Genomic DNA, 25,170 nt, shown 5'->3' with positions numbered 1-25,170 from the left:
TTTGGCGCCGGCCGGACGCGGCAGAATCGTTAGCCCTGCCTAGTCCGAACGGGTGATGTGCTGGCGTGTGTGTTCGGCCGGGAAGCCGATCAGCGGCAGTCGCCCCCCATACGCAGGAGCAGAGCCGAACGGCGCGGGTTCAGGTACGGGCTGATTTCTCCGACCTGGCATGACGCCAGGTTCTGCAATTCCGGTGCGAGGGGTGCCTGCACAAACAGCAGCCCCGCCGGACGGGACTCGGACTGCAACTGCGCCACCGTCAGCGGTGCCACCGGCCGGCCCATGTAATAGACCAGGCGGATATCCGGCTCACCGAGGGTATAGGCCTTCTGACCCGGCTGCCCGCCGGCCAGGGTGGCAACCTGCTCAAGACCGTCGACCCGGTGCGACAACACCCGCGCCTCGACGAACATGTAGAACACCACAAACCCGGCCAGCATCACGTAGGGCACAACGGCCAGGACCGTACGCCAGCGCCCCTTCAGCTCATCGAGCATCGCCGTCCAGTGCATCGCCAGCAGCAGCGCCATCGACGGATAAACCGGCAACAGGTACTTGCCATGCTTTTCGGTGAACAGGGAGAACACCACCAGTGGCAACAGGCTGCAGCACAGCAGCATGCCGGCCTCGCGGCGCGCGCGGATCATTGCCCAGAACTTGCGCGGCTGTACGAACACGATCAGCCAGAACGGAAAGAAATCACCGGCAAGGTACAACAGGTACGCGTACCAGGCTTCGGCGCCCTGCCCGTCGATCTTTCTCACGATGTCTTCGCTGATGATCGACGCCCAGATCCCCCAGCCCTGATTCACCGACACTGCCACGTACCAGGAACCGCCCAGCACAACGGCAATCAGCCAGCCCCAGCCGTCGCACAGATAAGCCTTGGCCCGGGCATCGCGGTAGATCAAGGCATAGGCCAGGATCGGAGCCGTCACCCACAACAGGCACACCGGCCCTTTGGTCAGCAGCGCGCAACCCAGCAGCACGTAACTCAACCGACTCCAGAAAACCCGACCTTGCTGGAAGATGAGCTGCCAGGCCGCCAGCAGTGCGCCGAAGCACAGCAGGGTCAACAGCATCTCGATTTCCGAACGCCGTGCGAACAGGCTGAAGGCACCGTTTGCGGCCAGGAACACCACGGCGAACAAACCGACCTGCCGCCCCGCCTGCCGAACGCCGTACAGATAGGTGCCAACACAGCACAAGGCAGCGGCCAGCGCCGAAGGCAGACGCACGCTCCACTCGGACAAACTGCCCAGCACCGCCGTTGAAACCAGGCCGGCCCAATAGAAAAACGGCGGCTTGGACAAGTACAAGTCGCCGTTCATATAAGGCAGCAGCCAGCTGCCTGCCTCGCGCATTTCGCGCACGGTAACGGCGCGGCGGGCCTCGTTGACACTAAGGAACGGCACGCTGCCCAGCCCCCAGAAAAACAGCAACGCCATCGCGATAGCCACGAGCAACGTAATATTTCGGGTCGATAACGATCCGCGCATGACCTACTCCTTCAGGCTTCTGCTTTTGGCAATCAATTGCAGGTTGCGAAAATAGACGAGGGAGCCAAAGGCTTGCCCGGCGATGAACACCGGATCCTCACGGTAAATGGCATAGGCGAGCAGCAGGGTGCTGCCGACGATGCTCAGGTACCAGAAGCTCACCGGGATCACGCTGCGCTTCTTGCACTCGCTGTACAGCCACTGTAGGACAAAGCGCCCGGTAAAGGCGATCTGGCCGACAAAACCGACGATCAGCCACAAGGCTTCGCGGGAGAGATTCATCCTTCTATCTCCTGGGCAACGGTGTTCAGCCGTGTGCGCTTGATCAGCCACCAGACCCCGAACAAATCGAGAATGCCGACCAACGCGCGGTCGATGTTGCCGTATTTCGACACCCCGGCCGTGCGCGCCGGTGGTTGACCGGGTGCACGATCATACGTCCGTTATGGCGCTGGATCAGCGCCGGAATATAGCGATGCATGTGGTCGAAGTACGGCAGGCGCAGGAACGCCGCGCGCTCGATCAGCTTCAGGCCGCAACCGGTGTCCGGGGTGGCATCCTTGAGCAGGCGCCGACGCAGGTTGTTGGCGAAACGCGAGGCGTAGCGTTTGCTCGCGGTGTCGCGGCGATTGACCCGGTGCCCGGCAACCAGCTGCACATCGACCTGGCCCGGTTCGCCGCGCACCAGCGCCAGCATGCCGGGAATGTCCGCCGGGTCGTTCTGGCCGTCGCCATCGAGGGTCGCCAGCCACTGCCCGCGCGCCTCCCGTGCCGCGTGGTACAGCGAGGTGCTCTGCCCCAGCGACCGCTCGTGATGGAGGATGCGCAAGGTGTCCAGGCCGTCGTGGCGCATTTGCCGCAACTCCTGCAGGGTCGAGTCGGTGCTGCCATCGTCGACCACGATGATTTCATAAGCCTCATCGGCCAGTGCCACGCGGATTTCCTCAAGCAATGGCTTGAGGTTGTTCGCTTCGTTTTTGGCGGGAATCAGTACGGATACAAAAATGTCTTGGCTCATGGAGTCACTCTCGCCTTTATTGAATTTCTTTTATCAGAGGCGAATGAAGGTGTAGTACACCGGCCGACTCGATGCAGGATTCAGCTATTCAGGGCGATGACGCCAACAATACCCCGCCCTATGGACGCGCTCGCGCGCGACCCCGCATACGGTGCCCGGCCAATTGTAAAAATGGCGTTAATATTTCATACACTTTTTGTCATCTTTGCTCTGATGACGCAATGAATTCTGTTGCGCTTGGCGCCTGCCCATCTAAAGTGCACCCACGCAAGTGAAAAACATGAATCGGGTAAGGACGCAGAACCATGAGCGCTGAGCAAGAGACGACTTTCGATGAGCCACGGCTCAATACCACGGAAATCCGCATCCTGGGCTCGTTGATCGAGAAACAGGCCACCAGCCCGGAAACCTATCCCCTGACCCTCAATGCCCTGGTGATTGCCTGCAACCAGAAAACCAGCCGCGAGCCGGTGATGAACCTCACACAAGGCCAGGTCGGCCAGAGCCTGCGCGTCCTCGAAGGACGCGGCTTCGCCAGACTAGTGATGGGCAGCCGCGCCGACCGCTGGGAGCACAAGGTCGACAAGGCTCTGGAACTGGTGCCGGCGCAGGTCATCCTGACCGGGCTGATGTTCCTGCGCGGCCCGCAGACCGTCAATGAACTGCTGACCCGCAGCGGCCGCATGCATGAATTCGAAGATGCCGAACAGGTTCTGCATCAACTCGAACGCCTGATTGCCCGGGGCCTGGCCGTGCTGATTCCGCGTCAGGCCGGCCAGCGCGAAGACCGCTATACCCACGCCTTGGGCGACCCGGCGGATATCGAGGCGATCCTGGCGGCACGGAACAACCCGGCCGAGCGTGGCAGTGGCGGGGTTTCGGTTGAACGGATCGAAGAACTGGAAGCGCGGATTGCGGAGCTGGAAGAGCGTTTGGCGCGGCTCGAATAGCCGGGATGATTGCCTGTACAAAACCTGTAGGAGCAGCCGGTCGACGCTCGACTGCTCGCGATGGACGTCCAGACGACGCGCTCATTCAGACAGCACGCGTTATCGTTGAAGTCCATCGCGAGCAAGCTCGCTCCCACAGTGGGTCGTGAACTGATCGGCATTTGTGATTGACACAAAACCTGTGGGAGCGGGCTTGCTCCGGGCGGCATTCCGACGAAGGCGGACTGCCAGTCACACCAACTCTGGATGTGCCGACGCTTTCGCGGGCAAGCCCGCTCCCACAGTGGGTCGTGGACTGACTGGCATTTGTGATTGGCACGAAACCTGTGGGAGCGAGCTTGCTCGCGAAAAACGTCCAGACGACGCGCTCATTCAGACAGCACGCGTTATCGTTGACGTCCATCGTCGGAACGCCGCCCGGAGCAAGCTCGCTCCTACAGGGATATGACGGTGCCTGAGCCTACTCGCCGTCCCAGTAATCCACCCCATCGATCTGCCGGGCCACCGCAACAAATCCCGAGGCATTACCCTCGGCATCCACCTTGAAGTCATCCATCACGGCATATTTGCCGGAATCGGGGTATTCACAGATCTCCGGCGATTGCTGGGTGCTGACAGCCAGGTAGCGCAACTCGCCGTTGCTGGTATTGATGATCTGGTGCGCCTTTTCAGGCCCGCCCGGTGGGCAGGCGATCACATCACCGGCGCGGATTGGAAAGCGTTCGGCTCCCAGGCGGACTTCCCCTTGCCCGGCGACGACGTAGAACATTTCCTCATTGACCCGATGACTGTGAAACGGGCTGCCGCGCATGCCCGGCTCCAGCACATACAAACGGTAACCCAGCTTTTGCGCCCCCAGTTGCTGACCGACACGGGCCAGGCGCTGTTGATAGCGACCGGCGGTTTCACCCGTCGGCGCAAACGCTTCGGGCAGCGGTTCAAGCTCGACCGAATCCAGATTGAGAATGGGGGGATGCATGGAACCTCCTAGCTGCGGGCAAACGCTACTGCCTTGTGGAATTGCTCGTCTGTCGGCCGTACGCCGGTATAGAGCACAAATTGCTCCAGTGCCTGGATCGCGATCACTTCCAGACCGGTGATGACCCGCTTGCCTTCGGCACGCGCACGCACGATCAACGGTGTTTCCGAGGGAATCGCCACCACATCGAACACAGTTTCCGCTTTTTCGATCACGTCAGGTTCAAAGGCCAGTTGATCGGCCTCCGGTCCTCCCGCCATGCCGATCGGGGTGACGTTGACCAGCATCTGCGGGCGACGATTGCCCAGCTCGGCTTGCCACTCATACCCCAACGACTGCGCCAGCGCCTGCCCGGCGCGCTCGTTGCGGGCCACGATCAGGCCGTGTTCATACCCGCCATCGCGCAAGGCGCTCGCCACGGCCTTGGCCATACCGCCGCTGCCGCGCAAGGCAAAGGTCGAGTCCTTGGGCACCTGGTGTTTTTCCAGCAACTGGGCAACGGCGATGTAATCGGTGTTGTAAGCCTTGAGATGACCGTCGGTGTTGACGATGGTGTTGATCGATTGAATGGCGGCGGCAGATGCGTCGAGTTCATCCACCAGGGCAATGCAAGCTTCCTTGAACGGCATCGACACACCACAGCCACGAATCCGCAGGGCGCGAATGCCGGCAACGGCACCCGAAAGGTCCTGGCTGGCAAAGGCCTTGTAGTAAAAATTCAGGTCCAGCTGCTCATACAGATGATTATGAAAACGCAGACCAAAGTTCCCGGGACGTCCTGAAAGGGACATGCATAGCTGGGTGTCTTTGTTGGGGTTCATCTGCATGGGGAAGCTCCTTCAAATGCACTTTTCGGATGGACGGGATTAGCCCCCATCGGGTTCTGATCGATCATATAAGCCTGTGCGCAAGGGCTTGAACAGGTCGGTAAAAAAGTCGGTACAGACCTTACACAAAATTTACCCAACGGCCGTGCTGTTTTTCAGAAAAACGCTGTCTTAGAAGTATCCCCGCGACAATCCTTGGGTCTATTGCAGACACAAGCGCCGGGCTGAAGAACCGAGGAGCTATCATGATCCGTAAAGTCCCCACAGTAGCCTTGCTGATCGGCGCCCTTGCTATCGCAGGACAGGCGCAAGCCCATGGTGGTGGTAATTACTGGCAAGGCCCGGCGGTGTTTGGCGCGATTGTCGGTACTGCCATTGTCGGTTCGGCCCTGATCAACGCGAACCGACCGGTCTATGTCGCACCGCAACCGGTCTACTACCAGCCCGCGCCGGCTTATTACGCACCACCGCCTCCGGTTTACTACCAGCCGGCTCCGGTCTACGTGCAGCAACCGATCTACTACGGCCCTGCTCCGGTTTATTACGGCCCACCCCGTGGCTACTACGGCCCTCCTCGTGGCTACTACGGCCATCACTACGGCCGCTGGTAACGGACTCGTCAAGCCCCGCTGAAACAGCGGGGCTTTTTTATGCCCGTTTGTCGGTGCAAGTCTGGAAAAATCTCGCCAAGGTCGCTATCGGGACAGTGCGCGTGGTGGAAATTGGCAAGATGGACCGACCCGTTTTCTGCCGTGCGGCGAAAAACGGTCATATTTTTATCATGACAGTTCCGCAAGCTCGGGGCTGTCCGTCGATAACAGGTTGATAACAACAAGGACGACCACATGCCAACGCAAAACCCGCACCGCATCGTCGGTCTGTGCACCTCCAGCAAGGTCTACAACGCACTGACCGAACTCAAGCACCTGGAAGGTCATCGCAGCGCCAAGTTTCTCTCGCTGCTGACGCAAAACCTGGTGCGCAAGGGCCTGCTCAACGAGCAGGAAGTGGTTCATATGCTCGATCAGGTGGTCAACTGACCGACCGACGGTCGTTTGCCCCCGCTGGCATCAATGACCACTATCGAAAGCGTTGATTACCCCTCGAGGCACCCGGACCTTAAAGTAACTCCACAGATTGATGGAGGTACTTATCATGTCCAAGGTTCAGATCATGTCCGTTATCGGCAGCGCCGTCCCCGCACAGCTCAGAGAGCTGGGCATGCTCGCCTGCTGGTATCTGGTGCAGGACGGCGTGCAGATCAGCGGCCCGCTCACTTCGCTGCCCGCCGCCCAGGAGCTGTCACAACGCATCGGCAGCGGCCAGTCCGGCAGGCTCAGCGCCTAAGGCAACTGCACCCGCGGTTTGGTCTCGATGAAAATGTCCCAGCTCGACATGAACAGGGCCGCAATCAACGGGCCGATGACAAAGCCGTTCAGCCCGAAAATCGCCAGGCCGCCGAGGGTCGAGATCAGGACCATGTAATCCGGCATCCTGGTGTCCTTGCCCACCAGAATCGGTCGAAGCACGTTATCCACCAGCCCGATCACGAAGATCCCGAACAGCCCCAGCACCACGCCCTGCCAGATCGCCCCGGTGAGCAGGAAAAACGCCGCCACCGGCGCCCAGACTATTCCCGCCCCCACCGCCGGCAGCAGTGACAGAAACGCCATCAACACTGCCCAGAGCAATACGCTGGGAATATCCAGAAACCAGAAAATCAGACCGCCCAGTGCGCCTTGCGTGATGGCCACCAACAGGTTGCCCTTCACCGTGGCCCGCACCACACGATTGAACTTGAGCTGCAAACGGCGTTTCTGCTGTTCCTGCAATGGCACCGCCGCACGCACTTTGCGCGCCAGTTCCGCACCGTCGCGCAGGAAGAAGAACAGTAGATACAGCATGATGAAAAAACTGACGACGAACTCGAACGTGCCCTGGCCGAAATTGAACACCTGAGAGGCCAGCACCTGCCCGCCGGTCATCGCGCTCTTGACGATTTTCTCTCGCAGCCCGTTCAACTCGCCCACGCCGAAACGATCCAGCAGATGCTGGAAATACGGCGGCAGGCTGTGCTTGAACTGCAATACGTGCCCGGCAATGTCGAGTTCGCCGCTCTCGACGCTTTTGTAGAGTGACGCCCCCTCCTGAACCAGCAAGGCGCTGGTGATGATCACCGGCAGAATCGCAATCACCAGGCAAATGCTCAATGTGCACAGCGCCGTGAGGTTGCGTTGCCAGCCGAACTTCAGTTGCAGCCGCCGCTGCAGAGGAGCAAAGACGATGCCGAGGATCACCGCCCAGAACACCGCCCCGTAAAACGGCAGCAGGATCCAGATGAAGGCAGCGCTCACCAGCACCAGCAAAACCGTCAGCGATTTGTCTTGCGGGGTTGTTTCGTTCATGTCCGTTCCGTGCCAGCCAGGACGAAAAACTTCCGCCCTGATGTTTAGTCCGCTGCGGCTCGCGCGAGTGCCGTCGTTTTGTTGAGCAAGCATAGATCCAGGTCAATAAACCCCTGGCACGGTGCATTTACCCTAGCCGGCTTTGCGACCGACACCGCCATGAACCTCACTGCGCCAGAACTGCTCGCCCCCGCCGGCACCCTGAAAAACATGCGTTACGCCTTCGCTTACGGCGCCGATGCCGTGTACGCCGGCCAACCGCGCTACAGCCTGCGGGTGCGTAACAACGAATTCGACCACGCCAACCTGGCCCTTGGCATTCGCGAAGCACAGGCTCAGGGCAAGCGCTTCTACGTGGTGGTGAACATCGCGCCGCACAACGCCAAGCTCAAGACCTTCCTCAAGGACCTTGAACCGGTGATCGCCATGGCCCCGGATGCGCTGATCATGTCCGACCCCGGCCTGATCATGCTGGTGCGCCGGCACTATCCGCTGATGCCGATCCACCTTTCGGTGCAGGCCAATACGGTGAACTGGGCCAGTGTCGAGTTCTGGCAGCAGCAAGGCTTGAGCCGGATCATCCTGTCGCGGGAGCTGTCGCTGGAGGAAATCGCCGAGATTCGCCAGCAAGTACCTGCCATGGAACTGGAAGTGTTCGTGCACGGTGCATTGTGCATGGCCTATTCCGGGCGTTGCCTGCTGTCGGGCTACATGAACCGGCGCGATGCCAATCAGGGCACCTGCACCAACGCCTGTCGCTGGAAATACTCGGCGCAGCCGGCCACGGAAAACCAGCTCGGCGAGATCGTCCAGACATTCGAACCCGCACCGACCCTGGGCATCGGCGCGCCCACCGATCAGGTGTTCCTGCTGCAGGAAGCCAATCGTCCCGGCGAACAGATGCCCGCCTTCGAGGACGAGCACGGCACTTACATCATGAACGCCAAGGACCTGCGCGCCGTGCAGCACGTCGAACGCCTGACGCACATGGGCGTGCATTCCCTGAAAATCGAAGGCCGGACCAAATCCCACTTTTACTGCGCGCGCACCACCCAGGTTTATCGCCGGGCCATCGACGATGCGGTGGCAGGCCGGGTCTTCGACCGAGGCCTGATGACCGACCTGGAATCCCTCGCCCAGCGCGGCTACACCGAAGGTTTTCTGCGCCGACACGTGCATGACGAGTACCAGAACTACCAGAACGGCAGTTCAGTGTCGGAGCGGCAGCAGTTTGTCGGTGAATTGACCGGGCGACGGCAGGATCGACTGGCCGAGGTCAAGGTGAAGAACCGCTTCGGCCTGGGCGACCACATGGAACTGATGACGCCCAAAGGCAACTTCCACTTCGATCTGCATCAGTTGCAAAACGCCAGGGGTGAAGCGATCGACGTTGCACCGGGCGACGGGCACACGGTGTATTTGCCGATACCGGATGCGGTGGATTTGAATTTTGGCCTGCTAATGAGAGATATCAGCATGCCGTAATCCCTGTGGGAGCGTGCTTGCTCGCGAAGGCGGTGTGTCAGGCAACATTGACTTTGAATGTGCCGCCCCCCTTCGCGACCAAGCCCGCTCCCACAGGTACCGCGTTACGCGAACTCCTCGCGGAGCATCGCCACAAACGCCTCACGCGCCGGGTGAACCCCGGCGTTTTCATGCCAGTAAAACAGGCTCTCGATTGCCGTCAATTCGGGAAACTCAAACGCCACGCACCCGGCGCCCTTGGCGTATTGATCGAATACCCCCTTTGTCACCAGCGCCACACCAGCACCGGCGCTGACACAACCGACAATCGCGCCATAGCTGGCCAGGCTGACAATCGGCAACGACAACCCGTTGCGCAATAACCAATGCTCCATCGCCGCCCGGTACGGACAACCCTGGGGCCAAAGGAACATGGTCTTGTCATGCAGGTCCGTCACGTCGCGCAGCGGCCCCAGGGATGTCGAGGCGATCAGCAGCAAATCTTCGCGGTACATCGGTGTGCGTTTGAGGTGCGAACGCTCGACATCCACCGCCACGATTGCGCCGTCGAGCTTGTGATTGAGCGTGTCGTCGAGCAACTGGGCCCAAGTGCCGGTGGTCAGCTCCAGCGCTACCTGCGGGAAACGCTTGTGAAATTTCGCCAGCAGACGCGGCAGACGCCCGGTGGCCGACGACTCGATGGCCCCGATGCGCAACGGTCCAGAGGGTTCGGCCGAAGGGTCGACCGCGCGTTTGGCCTCGGCGGTGAGGGCGAGAATTTTCAGGGCGTAGGCCAGGAAGGTCTGCCCCGATGGGCTGATGCGCAGCCCTCGCCCCTCGCGCAGAAACAGCGCGACACCCAGTTCGGCCTCAAGGGCCTTGATCCGTGCCGTGATGTTCGACGGCACGCAATGCAACAGCTCGGCTGCACGGGCGATGCTGCCGACCTCGGCCACGGTCTTGAACATGCGAATCTGTGCCAGCTCCATACATCACCAAAAGTGAACGGTTTGCGCAGTATAAGTCAGTTGTGGCGAACGATGCGCTTTCTGATACTCGGTGCATCCGCCAACAGGTGCACGACCATGACGCCGCTCAAACCCTCCCCCGTTTCACCCTGGAAAATCATCCTGGCCATGGCGTTTGTCGTGGCGTGCTGGGGCTACTCCCCGACCGGCATTCATATCGGCTTGCAAGCCTACGACCCCGTGCACCTGGCGCTCCTGCGTTTCCTGCTGGCCTCCGTATTCATGGCCGTGGTCGCGATCTTCAAGGGCATCCGCCTGCCCAGCCTGCGAGACCTGCCGCTGATGTTCGGCCTGGGATTCTTTGCCGTGAGCCTGCACCACGTGGCGATCAACTTCGGGCAACAGGGTGTCAGCGCTGGCGCTTCGAGCGTCCTGGCCCAGACCACGCCGCTGTTCAGCACGCTGATCGCGCGCTTCGTGTTCAAGGATCAGGTAAGCCTGTGGCGCTGGGGCTGTGTGCTGCTCGGGTTGTTGGGCGTGGTGATTGTGGTGACGGGCGATCATGGCCTGGGCAGCCTCGATGCCCACGGCTTGCTGATCCTGCTGGCGGCGGTGTCCTGGAGCCTCTACTTTGCCCTGCAAAAACATCACACCGGGCGTTACGACGGGCTGACGCTGGTGTGTTACACGGTGTGGTCCGGGACGGTGCTGTTGTTGATCTATCTGCCCGGTCTTGTGGATCAGATCGCCTCGGCGCCGCTGCACGTGCAGTTCGCCGTGTTCACCCTGGGGATTTTCCCCAGTGCCCTGGCGTACCTGGCCTGGGCCTATGTACTGGCGCATGTCGATTTGAGTCGGGCGACGATGACGCTGTATCTGACGCCGCCGACGGCAATGGTGATTGCGTCCTATGCGCTTGGAGAACGACCGACGCTGATGATCGTGGTTGGCGGGTTGGTGGTGTTGGCGAGTGTGCTGGCGTTGAATCTGGAGCGGCGGCCTGTCGCTGTTCAGGTTGCTCGGGTCTGATCATGCTTTTTGCTGTCTGGGCCGGCGCCTTCGCGAGCAAGCCCGCTCCCACAGGTTCTGAGGTGTACTCAAGAACTGCGGCAAAACTAAAACCCTGTGGGAGCGGGCTTGCTCGCGAAGAACGATGACTGGGTGTCACTGAAAAAAACACCCAAATAGCAGTCAGCTGGGCGAAAACCGGTCGCGACTGTTGGTCAGGTGCAGCCACATGGCCGCCCGCGCCGCGTCCGGGTCCTGGCGTTTGATGGCATTGAGGATCGCCTCGTGCTCAAGGTTGGCCAACTCGCCGAGCTTGCTCAAGTCCACCGCACCACGCTCGGCGGCATTGACCCGGGTGCGCGGGATCATGGCACTGCCCAGGTGCTGCATGATTTCGGTGAAGCACAGGTTGCCGGTGGCTTCGGCGATCAGTAGATGAAAACGCCGGTCCGCTTCGACACAACTGTCGTTGTTGGCCAGCAGGTTTTGATAGTCATCCAGCGCTTCACGCATCTGCGCCAGTTGCAGATCGGTACGGCGAGTCGCCGCCAGTGCGGCCGCCTGGGTTTCCAGGCCCATGCGCAACTCCAGGATGCTGCGCACCCCCAACGCCGTATCGACATTCAGCCGCAGCCCCTGCTCCGGTGCGCGCTCGATCACAAAGGTGCCAATGCCGTGCCGGGTTTCCACCAGCCCCGAGGCCTGCAACTTGGAGATCGCCTCACGCACCACCGTACGACTGACCCCGTGTTCCTGAACGATGGTGTTCTCCGATGGCAACTTGTCGCCGGGCAACATCTGGCCGAGCAGGATGCGCTGGGTCAGTTTCTCCACCAGGTCATGGGCCAGGTTGTGGCTGCGTTTGCGGGCGGGTACTTCGAGGTCTTCTTGCATGAGGGCGTCCGGAAATCAGGGCTATCGAATCGTAGCACCGCGCCGGGCGGGAATCCTGAGAAATCTCGCTCAACTTGTATGACAACACTCAACACAAAGCCCGTATTGAGAGACTTCAAAGGCAAACCAGCACCGCCAATGGAATAACAACCCTCCAACGCGGCGCTATTTCATTGAATAAACAGGGTTGCACGAAGAAAAAATCTAGTTGTATGATGTCTAGCAACATCGCAGCACCCAGCCCTACCCCGCATAAAAATAACGAGTGGGAGAAAACGCAGTGAATACATCCATCTCCGGGATGCACGACGACGCCAATTCAGTGCTGAAGTCCGCCATCGCCAAAGTCAAACGTCACGTCTTGCCGCTGTTCGTCATCATGTTCATCGTCAATTACATTGACCGCGTGAACATCGGCTTCGTCCGCGCCCACATGGAACACGACCTGGGCATTGGCGCTGCCGCCTATGGCCTCGGTGCCGGCCTGTTCTTCATCGGTTATGCGCTGTTCGAAGTGCCCTCCAACATCCTTCTGCAAAAAGTCGGCGCGCGTATCTGGCTGACCCGCATCATGCTGACCTGGGGCCTGGTCGCCGCGGGCATGGCGTTCATCCAGAACGAAACCCACTTCTACATCCTGCGTTTTCTGCTGGGCGTGGCCGAAGCCGGGTTCTTTCCCGGGGTGATCTACTACTTCACCCGCTGGTTGCCCGGCGCGGAGCGTGGCAAGGCGATTGCCATTTTCCTCAGTGGCTCGGCGGTCGCCTCGCTGATCTCCGGCCCGCTGTCCGGTTTGCTCCTGCAAATCGAAGGACTGGGCCTGCACGGTTGGCAATGGATGTATTTCATCGAAGGCATGTTCTCGGTGGGGTTGTGCGTATTCGTCTGGTTCTGGCTGGACTCCAAACCTCACGATGCCAAATGGCTGAGCCGTGAGGAGCAGGACGCGCTGGTCAAGGCCATCGACGACGAACAGCTGGCCCGCGAAGCCGCTACGCCGATCAAGCCGTCACTGGGCAAATTACTCAAAGATCGCCAGATCATCCTGTTCTGCCTGATCTACTTCTTTATCCAGCTGACCATCTACGCCGCGACCTTCTGGCTGCCGAGCATCATCAAGAAAATGGGCGACCTGAGCGACATCCAGGTCGGACTGTTCAACTCGATTCCGTGGCTGCTGTCGATTGTCGGCATGTACGCCTTCGCTTCGCTGTCGGCCAAATGGAAACACCAGCAAGCCTGGGTCGCCGTTGCCCTGCTGATCGCCGCTGCCGGGATGTTCATGTCCACCACCGGCGGGCCGATCTTCGCTTTCGTGGCAATCTGCTTTGCCGCCCTGGGTTTCAAATCGGCGTCATCGTGTTTCTGGCCGATTCCCCAGGCCTACCTGGATGCGCGTATCGCCGCTGGCGTCATCGCGCTGATCAACTCGGTGGGCAACCTCGGTGGCTTCGTTGCGCCGACCACCTTCGGCCTGCTCGAAGAGCACACCGGCTCCATCCAGGGCGGGCTGTACGGCCTGGCCGCGACCTCGATCATCGCCGCCATCATCGTGTTTGCTGCCCGTAACACACCGAAATCCGCACCTGCCGTGACGCTGAGCAAACCCACGCCCAACCACGCCTGAATTCTGCTTTTCAAGGACTGCAAAATGAACGCACAAGACACCGCAAAAGCCCCGGTCATCACCAGCATGCAAGTGGTTCCGGTGGCCGGCCATGATGGCATGCTGCTCAACCTGAGCGGCGCCCACGGCCCGTTTTTCACCCGCAATATCGTGATCCTCAAGGACAATGCCGGCCACACCGGCGTCGGCGAAGTGCCGGGGGGCGAGCGCATTCGCCAGACCCTCGAAGACGCGCGCAGCCTGGTGGTCGGCAGCCCGATCGGCACCTGGCAGAAGATTCTCAATCAGGTACGCCAGACTTTCGCCGACCGCGATGCCGGTGGCCGTGGTCTACAGACCTTCGACCTGCGCATCACCATCCATGCGGTCACCGGCCTGGAAGCCGCACTGCTCGATCTGCTCGGTCAGCACCTTGACGTGCCGGTGGCCGCCCTGCTTGGCGAAGGTCAACAGCGCGATGAAGTGAAGATGCTGGGCTATCTGTTTTATGTCGGTGATCGTAACGAAACGGACCTCGCCTACCGCAGCGAGCCAGACGCCGACAACGACTGGTTCCGCGTGCGTCACGAAAAAGCCATGACCGCCGATGCCGTGGTGCGGCTGGCCGAAGCGGCCCATGCCCGTTACGGCTTCAAGGATTTCAAACTCAAGGGCGGCGTACTCGGCGGCGATGCCGAAATCGAAGCGGTCACGGCCCTCGCTGAACGCTTCCCCGAGGCGCGTATCACCCTTGATCCAAATGGTGCCTGGTCACTGAAAGAAGCCATCCGCCTGTGCCGCGATCAGCATCGCGTTCTGGCCTATGCCGAAGACCCGTGCGGGACGGAAAACGGTTACTCGGGACGCGAAGTCATGGCGGAATTCCGCCGGGCCACCGGCCTGAAAACCGCGACCAACATGATCGCCACCGACTGGCGGGAGATGGGCCACGCGATCCAGTTGCAGTCAGTCGACATTCCCCTGGCCGACCCGCACTTCTGGACCATGCAAGGTTCGGTGCGCGTGGCGCAGATGTGCCACGAATGGGGCCTGACCTGGGGTTCGCACTCTAACAACCACTTCGACATTTCCTTGGCGATGTTCACTCATGTCGCGGCGGCCGCGCCGGGCGAGATCACCGCCATTGACACTCACTGGATCTGGCAAGACGGTCAGCGTCTGACCAAGGCCCCGCTGCAAATCGTCGACGGCTGCGTGCAGGTACCGCAGAAACCGGGGCTGGGGGTCGAACTGGACATGGATCAGGTCGCCAAGGCTCACGAGCTGTACAAAGGCATGGGCCTGGGCGCCCGGGATGACAGCGTGGCGATGCAGTTCCTGATTCCCGGCTGGAAGTTCGACAACAAGCGGCCGTGCCTGGTGCGTTGAAACGGCAGTTGCGCGTGGCCGCCTGTTGGCGGTTGGTTTAAAAAAGCGCTCGGAGCATAGCGCTTAACCCCCTAAAATGGCGCGCAACTGAATCAACGACGGATGAAACCAACATGGACAGGCTGAAAACGATCGCGGCTTGCATGGTACTGCTCGCCTCGGGCCAGTGCGCTGCACAGGATCAAATCGAGACGGTGGTGAACGCGGCTGTACAACCGGTGATGCAAACCGAGGGTATTCAGGGCATGGCCGTGGCGGTCACCGTCAACGGCCAGGCGCATTACTTCAACTATGGCGTCGCCTCGAAAGAAACCGGCACCCCCGTCACGCGAGACACCCTGTTCGAAATCGGCTCCGTCAGCAAAACCTTCACCGCCACCCTCGCCGCTTACGCCCAGGCCACGGGCAAGCTGTCGCTGTCGGACAAGGCCAGCCAGATCCTGCCAGCCCTGCGCGGCAGTGCGTTCGACCACATCAGCGTGCTGCAACTGGGTACCTACAGCGCTGGTGGCTTGCCGCTGCAATTTCCTGCTGAATCTGATTCGGCCGACAAGATGCTCGACTACTACAAACAATGGAAACCGCTCTACGCCCCCGGCAGCCACCGACTGTATTCGAACCCCAGCCTGGGCCTGTTCGGCTACCTCGCCGCCCACAGCATGGGCCAGCCGTTTGATGAGCTGATGGAGAAAACCCTGCTGCCGAAACTCGGCTTGCAGCACACCTATGTGCATGTGCCGCAGGATCAGATGGCGCTATACGCCCAGGGCTACAACAAGGACGGCAAGCCTGTGCGGGTCAGTCCGGGCGCGCTGGATTCCGAGGCGTATGGGGTCAAAACCAGCGCCGCAGACTTGCTGGCCTATGTTGGCGCCAACATGAAACCGGCGTCTCTGGAAAAGCCATTGCAGCAAGCCATCGCCTTGACTCACAGCGGTTACTACACCGTAGGCAATATGACCCAGGGACTGGCTTGGGAGATGTATCGCTACCCGATCACACTGGATGGTTTGCTGAAAGGCAACTCCACACCGATGGCCATGGAGGCGCATACAGTCCAGTGGCTGAATCCGCCACAAACGCAGCCGGAGAACGTGCTGATCAACAAGACAGGTTCAACCGGCGGCTTCGGGGCTTATGTGGCGTTCGTGCCATCGAAGGACATCGGCATTGTGATTCTGGCCAACAAGAATTATCCCAATGCAGAGCGGGTCAGGATCGCGCATCGGATATTGAGCGCCCTTCCCCAATAGGTCCTGATCCGTCTGCTCACCACCAGCATTCAGTGCCGGATCAATCATCCGGCATTTCAGGCGGTTTGGCGGGCTTCGCCGGTTTGCTGTTTTTCCCGGCCTTGGTGCCTTTGGCCGGCGGCTCGGCTTCAGCGACGGGAGCGGCCACGGTCGCGGTAAATTCTTTCTCGGCCGCCGGCAACTGATCGACGGCGCTGAAGATTTCATCCAGCTTGATGGCGTCCGATTGTTCAAGTTTCTTTTCGCCGTCCTTGCCGACCAGAATGACCCTGGTCCTGGCGCCGACACCCAGCTTGAGCGAGCGAATCAGCGCCGCCGTGTCTTGTGACCCGAGGTCTTTGCCGTCGCGCTGGCCCATCAGGTTGAGCACGGTGTAGAGCACCAGGTTGCGGTCGGTGAATCCCTTGCGATTGGCCGGCTCATCCAGCGACTTTTTCAGGCTGACCCAGGTCGGATCAACAGTGCTCGGAGCAATGACAATCAGTGGCCGGGCCCTGCCCTTGTCCATGTCCAGCGGTGAGTCGCCATCGGTGGCGAACAAGGGGCCGGCAATCGCCAGCAAAGTAGCCAGGGTCAGTGACCTGATGAGCATGCGCATCTCCTTTTTGATATCCACGCTCTAATGATTGCGCATTGCGGCGATCGACGTACCGCAAATGTTTTTCGCCATGTCCCAAGCTTAGGTCAGGGCGGTCATAGCGCAACAGGCTGAGCTAATCTGAAGACTCATGACAACCCGCCTGATCCGTCGTGAGGACCTGCCCATGAGCGCCCAGTTGAACCACACCATCGTCTGGTGCCGGGACAAGCAGGTTTCGGCGAATTTCCTGACTGGCCTCCTTGGCCTGCCCGCCCCGCAGCCCTTCGGGCCGATGCTGATCGTCAAATTCGATAACGGCGTGTCACTGGACTTCTACGACAACGACCCGCCGATAACGTCACAGCACTACGCATTCCTGATTGGCGACGAGGATTTCGATGCGGCCTTCGCACGCCTGCAAGCCAAGGGTCAGCCATGGTGGGCCGACCCGTGCAAGCAGCGACTGAGGGAGATCAATGATTACGCGGGAGGGCGGCGGGTGTATTTCGATGACCCGGACGGGCATCTGCTGGAAATATTCACCCGCGAATGAAACTGGCGTGGCGGCTTGAATCAGAACGCCAGTTTGTAACCGATCAACAACAGCATGGTCGCCAGGCAAGGGCGCAGCAGTTCGTCGGAGATGCGCCCGGTCAGGTGGCTGCCCAGGTAAATCCCCGGCAACGACCCCACCAGCAAGTAACCCAGGACGTGCCAATCCATGTTGCCCATGCTGGCGTGGCCAAGGCCCGCGACCAGGGTCAGCGGCACGGCGTGAGCGATTTCAGTCCCCACCAGGCGGCGGGTTGGTAGCATCGGATAGAGAATGAACAGCGCCACGGTGCCCAGCGCACCGGCGCCGATGGACGTCAGCGCGACCATGGTGCCGAGGACCAGCCCGGTGATGACCGTCATCACATTGAGGCGCAATCCGCTGGGGTTGTAGTTGCCGCCCGCACGTTTGTGGGCGAAGTCGAGCAGGCGCTTCTTGAACAGGATCGCCAGTGCCGTGGCGAACAACACAAAACCGAGGGCCTGCTTGATGATCGCGTTCATCGCCTCGGGGGCGCTGTGCAGGGTGCTGAGAAACCACAGGGTCAACGCCACCGCAGGCACGCTGCCCAGGGTCAGCCAGCCGGTAATCGCCCAGTCGATGTTGTTGTTCTTTCGGTGAACCAGCACACCGCTGGATTTGGTGATGGCGGCGTACAGCAGATCGGTACCGACCGCAGTCGCCGGATTGATGCCGAACCATAGCAGGATCGGCGTCATGAGCGACCCGCCACCCACGCCCGTCATGCCGACGATGAAGCCGACGACCAGCCCGGCGACGACCAACCCGATGTTCACTAAATCCATGAATACTTCCACAAAGATCGCAAGGGAAATCTGGTCCGCAGCATAGCGATATTTCTTATAACCAGTTATATCGATGCGATCTATCTTTATGCCCTGAACTCAATTTCCCGTAGGAGCTGCCGCAGGCTGCGATCTTTGATCTTGAACAATCAAAATCAAAGATCGCAGCCTGCGGCAGCTCCTACAATATTCACCGAACACACACAGGAGGTTTGCATGCGCACGCTTGAACTGGCTGGCGCCAGGGTCCCGGTTATCGGCCAGGGGACCTGGCAGTTGGGCGAAGATCGCTCACGGCACAAGGAAGAGGTAGCGGCACTGCGCCTGGGCATCGAACTGGGCATGACCCTGATCGACACCGCTGAAATGTACGCCGAAGGCGGCGCCGAGGAAGTGGTCCGCGATGCCATCGCCGGCCGGCGCGATAGCGTCTTTCTGGTCAGCAAGGTGTACCCGCACAACGCCAGCCGCCAGGGCATTCCCCAAGCGTGCGAGCGAAGCCTGCGCAGGCTCGGCACCGACTGCATCGATCTGTATTTGTTGCATTGGCGCGGTCAGTATCCGCTGGAGGAAACGGTCGAAGCCTTCGAGCGCCTGCGCAAAGCTGGCAAGATCGGTCGTTGGGGCGTGTCCAATTTCGACCTCGATGACATGCGGGAACTGGACGCCCCAGCCTGTGCCACCAATCAGGTGCTCTACAATCTGGAACAGCGTGGCATAGAATTTGACTTGTTACCCTGGAGCCAGCAGCAGCGGCTGCCGGTCATGGCTTATTGCCCGATCGGTCAGGGTGGAAAAATGCTCGCCAACGCCACCCTCAAACAGGTGGCAGCCCGACACGAAATGACGCCAGCACAAGTGGCGCTGGCATGGATTCTGCGTCAGGACGACGTGATCGCCATCCCCAAAGCGGTCCGCCCCGAGCATGTGCAGCTCAATGCCCAAGCCGCCCGATTGCAGCTTGAACCCGGGGATCTGGAGGCGCTGGACCAAGCGTTTCACGCGCCACAACGCAAACAGCGGCTGGCCATGGTCTGAACCACCGCAGTCAGTCAGAGAGCTTCACCATGAGAAGCACCGACCACCTGGACCCGTTCAATCTGCAACGCTTTCTCCAGGCTCAGGACCCGGTATTCGACCGGGTTCAAACCGAGCTGAACAACGGGCACAAGCGCAGTCACTGGATGTGGTTCATCTTTCCGCAGTTTGCCGGGCTCGGCGACAGCGAGATGTCGCGCCGCTATGCCATCCGCTCGCAGGAGGAAGCACTGGCCTACCTTGAGCATCCGTTGCTGGGCGCCCGGCTACGCACCTGCACCCAGGAAGTGCTGAACATCCGGGAGCGTTCGGTGGCCGGGATTTTCGGTCATCCCGACGACCTGAAGTTTCATTCCTCGATGACCCTGTTTGCCCAGGTCGCCGCCGACGACAGCCTTTTCCAGCAAGCCTTGAATCAGTACTTCCACGGCATCCTGGATGACTGGACCTTGTCGCTGATGGACTCAAAACAGGCCCAGTTGCCCCCCCACCAGGGTTGAGAAGTCGTCATCGACAAACGGCAGTATCGCATCCGCCACCGGTTGCAGTTGCCGGGTGATGTAGTGATCGTAATCGATGGGCGCGCTGCGCACTTCCAGCGGTTCAGGGCCGGCGACGGTGATCACGTAGCTGATCCAGCCGCCGTTCTGGTATTGCCGCGGGCGACCCTGCCGGTCGTTGTACTCGTCGGCCAGGCGCGCCGCGCGCACATGGGGCGGTACGTTACGCTGATAGTCGTCGAGGCTGCGGCGCAGGCGTTTGCGGTAGATCAGCCGGTCATCGAAATCACCGGCCAAGGTCTTGCGCACGTAGTCACGCACATAATCCTGATAGGGCTTGCGCAGGAAGATCAGCGAATAGAGCTCTTGCTGGAACTGCCGGGCCAGCAGCGACCAGTCGGTGCGCACGGTTTCCAGGCCTTTGTAGACCATTTCGTCGCTGCCATCGGCACGGGTCACCAGTCCGGCGTAGCGCTTTTTACTGCCTTCTTCGGCGCCGCGGATGGTCGGCATCAGGAAACGCTTGTAGTGGGTTTCGAACTGCAGTTCGAGAACGCTTTGCAAGCCGTACTCCTGCTGCACATGCTCGCGCCACCACTGATTGACGTGCGTCACCAGCGCCTGGCCGATCTGCGCCGCCTCCTGCTGGCCATGGGCGCGACGCAGCCAGACGAACGTCGAATCGGTGTCGCCGTAAATCACAGCATGCCCCTGGGCCTCGATCAACTGGCGGGTGCGCAGCATGATCTCGTGCCCGCGCAAGGTGATGGACGAAGCCAGGCGCGTGTCGAAGAAGCGACAACCGCTGGAGCCGAGCACGCCGTAGAAGGCGTTCATGATGATTTTCAGCGCCTGGGACAGCGGTGCGTTGTGTTCGCGCTTGGCGGTTTCCCGACCTTCGGCCACCCGGGCGACGATGGATGGCAGGCAATGCCGGGTGCGAGAAAAGCGTGCACCACGAAAACCCGGCACCGACTCGCTATCGTCCGGGTGTTTGAGCCCATCAATCAGCCCCACGGGGTCAATCAGGAAGGTTCGGATGATCGACGGATAAAGGCTTTTGTAGTCGAGCACCAACACCGATTCGTACAGCCCCGGTTGCGAATCCATGACAAAACCGCCAGGGCTGGCTTCGGGAGGCTTGCCACCGAGGTTCGGCGCAACGAACCCCTGACGGTGCATCAAGGGCATATACAGGTGAGTGAACGCCGCCACCGAACCGCCCATGCGATCGGCCGGCAAACCGGTGACGCTGGCCCGCTCCAGCAGGAAGGTCAGCAACTCGGTCCTGGCGAAAATCCGCGTGACCAGTTCGCAATCCTTGAGGTTGTATTTGGCCAGCGCCGGTTTGTCCTCGGCGAACATGCGATTGATTTCGTCCATGCGCTGGTACGGGTTGTCGATGGACTTGCCCTCGCCGAGCAAGGTTTGCGCGACGTTTTCCAGGCTGAACGAGGGGAAACTCCAGGTCGCCGAACGCAGGGCCTCGATACCGTCGATGATCAGGCGGCCAGCCGCAGAGGCGAAGTAGTGATTGCCGCTGCCGTGTTCGCGCCACTGCATTTCCTCGCCGCCACGCCCCAGTTTCAACGGCACCGCCAGGCGCCGGGCGTGTTCGTGAAGCACCCGCAGGTCGAACTGCACGACGTTCCAGCCGATGATCGCGTCGGGGTCGAACCGGGCAAACCATTCGTTGAGTTTTTTCAGCAACAGGGTCCGCGAATCGCAGTATTCGAGCTGGAAGTCCACCTGACTATCGTCGCCATTGGGCGGACCGAGCATGTACACCTGACGCTCGCCGCAACCTTCCAGGGCGATGGAATACAACTCGCCCTGGGCCGTGGTCTCGATATCCAGGGACACCAGTTTGAGGCTCGGCCGGTAGCCGGGATCAGGTTTCATCTGTGCGTCGAGCAGCAGGCCCTCGGCATCCGGTGTGCCACTGAAGAGCACCGGCGCGGTGATGAAGCGCTCCATCATGTAGCGCTCGGGCGGGCGCACGTCGGCTTCGAACACCTCGACACCGGCCCGGCGCAGCGCGGTTTCCAGGCGGATCAACTGGCCATGTTGCTGGCAGTAAAGTCCGAGGACCGGGCGATGTTCGAAATCCTGCAGGGCCAGGGGCCTGAGTTCGACGTTCTTCTCGTCATGCAAAACGCTTTCGGCTGGCTGACGCTGCTCGGCAGGGATGAACGCCACCGACGGTTGATGCGGCAGGCGGATACGCCGGGGACCGCTATCGGTCGCCAGCCAGAACTCGACTTCCGTACCGGCCGGGGTATCGCGCCAATGCCGGGTCAGGACAAAGCCCTGCTGTAGATCCACCACTGCAACCTCAAAATTGATACAGAGGCGCAATTCTACGCGCCATTGGGCAACCGTGCGGATGCGCTGAGACAGGTACGGCCCCACCCCGCCAAACCTCTAATATATGACAGGTAACCCGCCTCCCGCATCTAGATAACTTTGAGACTTAGAGAAGCTCAAAATTGATACATAGGCGTAATTCTACACACCATTTTGCAACCGTTTGGATGCGCTGTGACAGGTACTGCCCCACCACGCCTCACCACTCATATATGACAGGTTACATGCCTCTCGTACGTAGATAGCTTCGATGCCTGGAGAAACACCTTTGCCATGACCCATGCAATGCATCGAAGGAGGTTGAGATATGGATCTCACCGTACACCGGAACACCCCATCAGTGACTGCCTATGAAGGCCGCGGCCTGACGGTTCGCCAGGTAGCCTGCCTGCGCAAGAGCACTGGCGCGCCCCTGGAAACAGTCATCACCCGACAGCGTCATGACGTCGCAGGCAGAGCAGTGGAGCACTGGGATCCACGCCTGTACGGCTCGAGGCCTAACCTGACGACGGTCCATGGGCTGGCCGGTCAAGCGCTGAAGGTCGACAGCGTCGATTCCGGCTGGCGTCTGAGCCTGTTCGGAGTGGCCGGCGAAGCCCTCTGTCGCTGGGATGAACGCGGTAATCAATGGCGAAATACCTACGACAATCAATTGCGCATGTTGGCGATTGACGTCAATGCTCAACCGAACGTCGAGGTCTTGACCTATGGGCAGGCCGATGCGGATCCAGGGCGAAACCTGCGTGGTCAGTTGATCAGGAAAGTCGATCCTTCGGGCTCGATGGCATTCGGTTCCTTTAGCCTGCATGCCTTGCCTTTTGAAGAAACCCGCACCTTATTCGATGGCCACGCCTACACCACAGGATGGCGCTACGGTGCAGACGGCAAGGCGCTGAGCCAGACGGATGCCGGCAACCATCAGCAACACTCACGCCATGATATTGCCGGGCAACTCCGGCAGGTAACGCTGCAAATCAATGCCAGCAATACCACTCAGGACATCCTCAAGGACGCTCAGTACAACGCCGACGGCCAGGTCATCGAACAACGACTCGGCAACGGCGTGAGCAAAATCTGGATCTACGACCAGGCGGATGGTCGGTTGACACGCATGAATGCCGGTGTGCCTGGCCAGGTCCTGCGGCAAGATCTGGAATATGGCTATGACAACGTCGGTAATGTGCTGTGCATTGAAGATCACACCTTCAATCCGGTGTTCTTCGCCAACCAGTACATTGATGGAACCCGTCTATTCACCTATGACTCGCTGTACCGGTTGGTCAGCGCCACCGGCCATGACACCACTCCGCCCTCCAGCATGCCGGGGCGTCCGTTGCCGAACGACCCCAACAATGTCCTGAACTACACACAAACCTACGAGTACGACACGGGTGGCAATCTGATCAAGTTGACTCATGGCCGTGCGGTGGGCGGCTACACCCATAACATGTACATTGACCCATCCAGTAACCGTGGCGTGCGCTGGAAAGAGGGAGACCCTGTACCCGATTTTCCCAAGCTGTTTGACCGTCATGGCAATCTCCAGGCCTTGCAACCGGGCCAGGCGTTGCAATGGAACAGCCGTGATGAGCTGGCCTCCGTCACACTGATCAAGCGCGAGACAGGTCTCGACGATAAAGAAAGCTATCACTAAGGCAAAGGCGAACGTGTCTATAAACGCCACGAAACCCATACGTCATCGACCAGCCATTTTCACGAAGTGCGCTACCTTCCCGGCCTTGAAATACGCACCCGTGAAACGGGTGAGGAGTTGCATGTCATCACCTTGCCGGGCGTGATCGGCAACGTACGTTGCCTGCATTGGCTCAGCGGTCAGCCGGGTGACATCGATGCCGACCAGGTGCGCTACTGCCTCGACGACAGCCTGGGTTCCAGCCTTATCGAACTCGATCAAAGGGCCCGTCTGATCAGTCACGAGGTCTATTATCCCTTCGGCGGCACGGCCTCGCTGACAGCGGATTCGGTGCGGGAAGTCAGTTATAAAACCATCCGTTATTCGGGCAAGGAGATGGATGACAGCGGACTTTACTACTATGGACGGCGTTATTACGCCCCCTGGTTGCAACGCTGGATCAGTGCCGACCCGGCGGGGGCTGTGGACGGGTGGAATCTGTATGCGATGGTGGGTAATAATCCGATGAGTATTGTCGATAGGTTTGGGCTTAATGGAGAAAGACTCAATCAGTTGGTAGGTGATCGAACTACCAAAATGATGACGGCGGGCAAGAATCCGCCAACAGGTTCAACTGCAAAACAAAAAAAACGACTCCAAGAAGAACCGGATTCGCGGTTTTCAAAAGCATTCAGAAACAAGGTTGTTGTCGCGCACGCGGGCGCTTCGATTCCAGGTGAAACATCCGAAAAAACCCTTTATCTCACCGACTTTTTCAACATCCCCCTGGAAGAAAATTTAACGCTTACAGCAACCAAACATGGTATAGAACAGTTTAGAGCAGCTGATGACAGTCTCGGCAAGGACCATCTGGCCTCAGGTGGAGTCTACAGGGTCACCGACTTTGGTAAACTGCGAGAATATATGAAGGAACGATACATTTCGCGGTTAGCAGATAAAAGTCTTGCTGTAAAAATCTACCAAGGGTCATCGTCAGAAGTTAAAGACCTGTCCGGAATGCAGTACGAAGTACCAGCTATGCACGAGCAGATACAGGAACGTATGTTTCTTCATATAAATGAAAGCGGCAATTACTTGCCTCAAAGCCGTGGCCTTCCTGCCGCGCATGCAGAAGTTCAAGCGGCCAGTGCTGCACTTTACATTCAGCAAGCATTAACAGGATCAACCGCCCCGAATACAATTGAGCTCGTGACGCAACGACTTCAAAACATCGAATCTGCGCAAGCATTTGAAGCCTGTTTCAGCTGCACCGGTCATTTGGTTGCAACTTACGATAACGCCGTTAAGCCTTTCGGGGTCTTGACGGGCTCTACGAACGTGACTCATGAACACTGGAGGGAAATGCTTCAGCCATTCATACCTCGCCAGCAATAAGCAGCATTGAAAACCTGAAAACTGGCCTGTTCGCAAGA

Annotated in this window: 24 protein-coding genes and 1 pseudogene; 14 read left to right on the top strand and 11 right to left on the bottom strand. The window is 59.8% G+C overall.

All coding sequences use genetic code 11. From position 1 onward, the window contains the following. Window positions 1-89: 89 nt before the first annotated feature. The 3 genes and pseudogenes from RS887_RS11110 to RS887_RS11100 form a co-directional block, all read right to left on the bottom strand. On the bottom strand, window positions 90-1,499 hold the full coding sequence (locus RS887_RS11110) for a glycosyltransferase family 39 protein (protein ID WP_322615421.1): 1,410 nt from the start codon (window positions 1,497-1,499) through the stop codon (window positions 90-92). Between the two features lie 3 nt (window positions 1,500-1,502). Further along, the gene (locus RS887_RS11105) at window positions 1,503-1,781 is read right to left on the bottom strand and encodes a lipid-A-disaccharide synthase N-terminal domain-containing protein (RefSeq protein WP_322615420.1); all 279 of its coding nucleotides are present in this window, start codon (window positions 1,779-1,781) and stop codon (window positions 1,503-1,505) included. Then, window positions 1,778-2,517: pseudogene (locus tag RS887_RS11100) on the bottom strand (glycosyltransferase family 2 protein). Before RS887_RS11100 ends, RS887_RS11105 begins: the two are co-directional and overlap by 4 nt. 305 nt (window positions 2,518-2,822) lie before the next feature. On the opposite strand from RS887_RS11100, the gene RS887_RS11095 reads away from it, so the two are divergent. After that, a complete protein-coding gene (locus tag RS887_RS11095) occupies window positions 2,823-3,467 on the top strand; it encodes a YceH family protein (protein ID WP_322615419.1) in 645 nt (214 codons plus the stop codon). Between the two features lie 460 nt (window positions 3,468-3,927). Here the strand turns inward: RS887_RS11095 and RS887_RS11090 are convergent, their stop codons facing one another. Both RS887_RS11090 and RS887_RS11085 read right to left on the bottom strand, forming a co-directional pair. Further along, the gene (locus tag RS887_RS11090) at window positions 3,928-4,446 is read right to left on the bottom strand and encodes a cupin domain-containing protein (protein ID WP_322615418.1); all 519 of its coding nucleotides are present in this window, start codon (window positions 4,444-4,446) and stop codon (window positions 3,928-3,930) included. 8 nt (window positions 4,447-4,454) lie between these two features. Next, window positions 4,455-5,273, bottom strand: a complete 819-nt coding sequence (locus tag RS887_RS11085) for a shikimate 5-dehydrogenase (protein WP_322615417.1) — start codon at window positions 5,271-5,273, stop codon at window positions 4,455-4,457. Window positions 5,274-5,518: 245 nt separating this feature from the next. Here RS887_RS11085 and RS887_RS11080 point away from each other — a divergent pair, with 245 nt between their 5' ends. The 3 genes from RS887_RS11080 (at window position 5,519) to RS887_RS11070 (ending at window position 6,620) form a co-directional block, all read left to right on the top strand. Beyond that, window positions 5,519-5,884: a hypothetical protein gene (locus RS887_RS11080; RefSeq protein ID WP_008022243.1), complete on the top strand. Its 366-nt coding sequence runs from the start codon at window positions 5,519-5,521 to the stop codon at window positions 5,882-5,884. A gap of 234 nt (window positions 5,885-6,118) precedes the next feature. Further along, window positions 6,119-6,313, top strand: coding sequence for a hypothetical protein (locus RS887_RS11075; protein ID WP_085718913.1), 195 nt, complete (start codon window positions 6,119-6,121; stop codon window positions 6,311-6,313). Between the two features lie 115 nt (window positions 6,314-6,428). Beyond that, window positions 6,429-6,620: a hypothetical protein gene (locus RS887_RS11070; protein ID WP_322615416.1), complete on the top strand. Its 192-nt coding sequence runs from the start codon at window positions 6,429-6,431 to the stop codon at window positions 6,618-6,620. Here RS887_RS11070 and RS887_RS11065 read toward each other — a convergent pair. Further along, a complete protein-coding gene (locus RS887_RS11065) occupies window positions 6,617-7,678 on the bottom strand; it encodes an AI-2E family transporter (RefSeq protein ID WP_322615415.1) in 1,062 nt (353 codons plus the stop codon). The two genes, RS887_RS11070 and RS887_RS11065, sit on opposite strands and share 4 nt — an antisense overlap. A gap of 159 nt (window positions 7,679-7,837) precedes the next feature. On the opposite strand from RS887_RS11065, the gene yegQ reads away from it, so the two are divergent. Then, window positions 7,838-9,163 carry a tRNA 5-hydroxyuridine modification protein YegQ gene (gene yegQ, locus RS887_RS11060; RefSeq protein WP_322615414.1) on the top strand — a complete coding sequence of 442 codons (1,326 nt, stop codon included), beginning with the start codon at window positions 7,838-7,840 and terminating at the stop codon, window positions 9,161-9,163. Between the two features lie 104 nt (window positions 9,164-9,267). On the opposite strand, the gene RS887_RS11055 is transcribed toward yegQ, so the two are convergent. Continuing rightward, on the bottom strand, window positions 9,268-10,131 hold the full coding sequence (locus RS887_RS11055; protein WP_322615413.1) for a LysR family transcriptional regulator: 864 nt from the start codon (window positions 10,129-10,131) through the stop codon (window positions 9,268-9,270). Between the two features lie 96 nt (window positions 10,132-10,227). Between RS887_RS11055 and RS887_RS11050 the strand changes: the two genes are divergently transcribed. After that, window positions 10,228-11,139 carry a DMT family transporter gene (locus tag RS887_RS11050; RefSeq protein WP_322615412.1) on the top strand — a complete coding sequence of 304 codons (912 nt, stop codon included), beginning with the start codon at window positions 10,228-10,230 and terminating at the stop codon, window positions 11,137-11,139. 162 nt (window positions 11,140-11,301) lie between these two features. Here the strand turns inward: RS887_RS11050 and RS887_RS11045 are convergent, their stop codons facing one another. Beyond that, window positions 11,302-12,012 (bottom strand): FadR/GntR family transcriptional regulator, encoded by a 711-nt coding sequence (locus RS887_RS11045; RefSeq protein ID WP_322615411.1) that lies wholly within the window; start codon window positions 12,010-12,012, stop codon window positions 11,302-11,304. 280 nt (window positions 12,013-12,292) lie between these two features. On the opposite strand from RS887_RS11045, the gene RS887_RS11040 reads away from it, so the two are divergent. The 3 genes from RS887_RS11040 to ampC all read left to right on the top strand — a co-directional run bounded on the left by RS887_RS11040 (window position 12,293) and on the right by ampC (window position 16,260). After that, complete coding sequence (locus RS887_RS11040) at window positions 12,293-13,639, top strand: MFS transporter (RefSeq protein ID WP_322615410.1); 1,347 nt, start codon at window positions 12,293-12,295, stop codon at window positions 13,637-13,639. A 24-nt stretch (window positions 13,640-13,663) separates the two neighbouring features. Further along, window positions 13,664-15,007 carry a glucarate dehydratase gene (gene gudD, locus RS887_RS11035; RefSeq protein WP_322615409.1) on the top strand — a complete coding sequence of 448 codons (1,344 nt, stop codon included), beginning with the start codon at window positions 13,664-13,666 and terminating at the stop codon, window positions 15,005-15,007. A 143-nt stretch (window positions 15,008-15,150) separates the two neighbouring features. Next, complete coding sequence (gene ampC, locus RS887_RS11030; protein WP_416339964.1) at window positions 15,151-16,260, top strand: class C beta-lactamase; 1,110 nt, start codon at window positions 15,151-15,153, stop codon at window positions 16,258-16,260. Window positions 16,261-16,300: 40 nt separating this feature from the next. Here the strand turns inward: ampC and RS887_RS11025 are convergent, their stop codons facing one another. Beyond that, a complete protein-coding gene (locus RS887_RS11025) occupies window positions 16,301-16,852 on the bottom strand; it encodes a DUF4174 domain-containing protein (protein WP_322615407.1) in 552 nt (183 codons plus the stop codon). A gap of 172 nt (window positions 16,853-17,024) precedes the next feature. On the opposite strand from RS887_RS11025, the gene RS887_RS11020 reads away from it, so the two are divergent. Beyond that, window positions 17,025-17,393 (top strand): VOC family protein, encoded by a 369-nt coding sequence (locus tag RS887_RS11020; protein ID WP_322615913.1) that lies wholly within the window; start codon window positions 17,025-17,027, stop codon window positions 17,391-17,393. Between the two features lie 20 nt (window positions 17,394-17,413). Here the strand turns inward: RS887_RS11020 and RS887_RS11015 are convergent, their stop codons facing one another. After that, on the bottom strand, window positions 17,414-18,199 hold the full coding sequence (locus RS887_RS11015; protein WP_056722471.1) for a sulfite exporter TauE/SafE family protein: 786 nt from the start codon (window positions 18,197-18,199) through the stop codon (window positions 17,414-17,416). Window positions 18,200-18,415: 216 nt separating this feature from the next. Here RS887_RS11015 and RS887_RS11010 point away from each other — a divergent pair, with 216 nt between their 5' ends. Continuing rightward, entirely contained in the window at window positions 18,416-19,237 is an 822-nt protein-coding gene (locus RS887_RS11010; protein ID WP_322615406.1) for an aldo/keto reductase, read from the top strand. A 29-nt stretch (window positions 19,238-19,266) separates the two neighbouring features. Next, window positions 19,267-19,737, top strand: a complete 471-nt coding sequence (locus tag RS887_RS11005; protein ID WP_322615405.1) for a DUF1810 domain-containing protein — start codon at window positions 19,267-19,269, stop codon at window positions 19,735-19,737. On the opposite strand, the gene RS887_RS11000 is transcribed toward RS887_RS11005, so the two are convergent. Continuing rightward, window positions 19,702-22,062 carry a DNA polymerase II gene (locus tag RS887_RS11000; protein WP_322615404.1) on the bottom strand — a complete coding sequence of 787 codons (2,361 nt, stop codon included), beginning with the start codon at window positions 22,060-22,062 and terminating at the stop codon, window positions 19,702-19,704. The genes RS887_RS11005 and RS887_RS11000 overlap by 36 nt on opposite strands. 349 nt (window positions 22,063-22,411) lie before the next feature. On the opposite strand from RS887_RS11000, the gene RS887_RS10995 reads away from it, so the two are divergent. Together RS887_RS10995 and RS887_RS10990 are read left to right on the top strand one after the other, a co-directional pair. Further along, window positions 22,412-23,758: a hypothetical protein gene (locus RS887_RS10995; protein WP_322615403.1), complete on the top strand. Its 1,347-nt coding sequence runs from the start codon at window positions 22,412-22,414 to the stop codon at window positions 23,756-23,758. Window positions 23,759-23,824: 66 nt separating this feature from the next. Then, on the top strand, window positions 23,825-25,132 hold the full coding sequence (locus tag RS887_RS10990) for an RHS repeat-associated core domain-containing protein (protein ID WP_322615402.1): 1,308 nt from the start codon (window positions 23,825-23,827) through the stop codon (window positions 25,130-25,132). The last annotated feature ends 38 nt before the right edge of the window (window positions 25,133-25,170 follow it).

The sequence above is a fragment of the Pseudomonas sp. BIC9C genome (genome assembly GCF_034541995.1).
In the GTDB taxonomy this organism is placed as follows: domain Bacteria; phylum Pseudomonadota; class Gammaproteobacteria; order Pseudomonadales; family Pseudomonadaceae; genus Aquipseudomonas; species Aquipseudomonas fluorescens_CC.
This window is presented reverse-complemented; position numbering and strand designations above follow the sequence as displayed.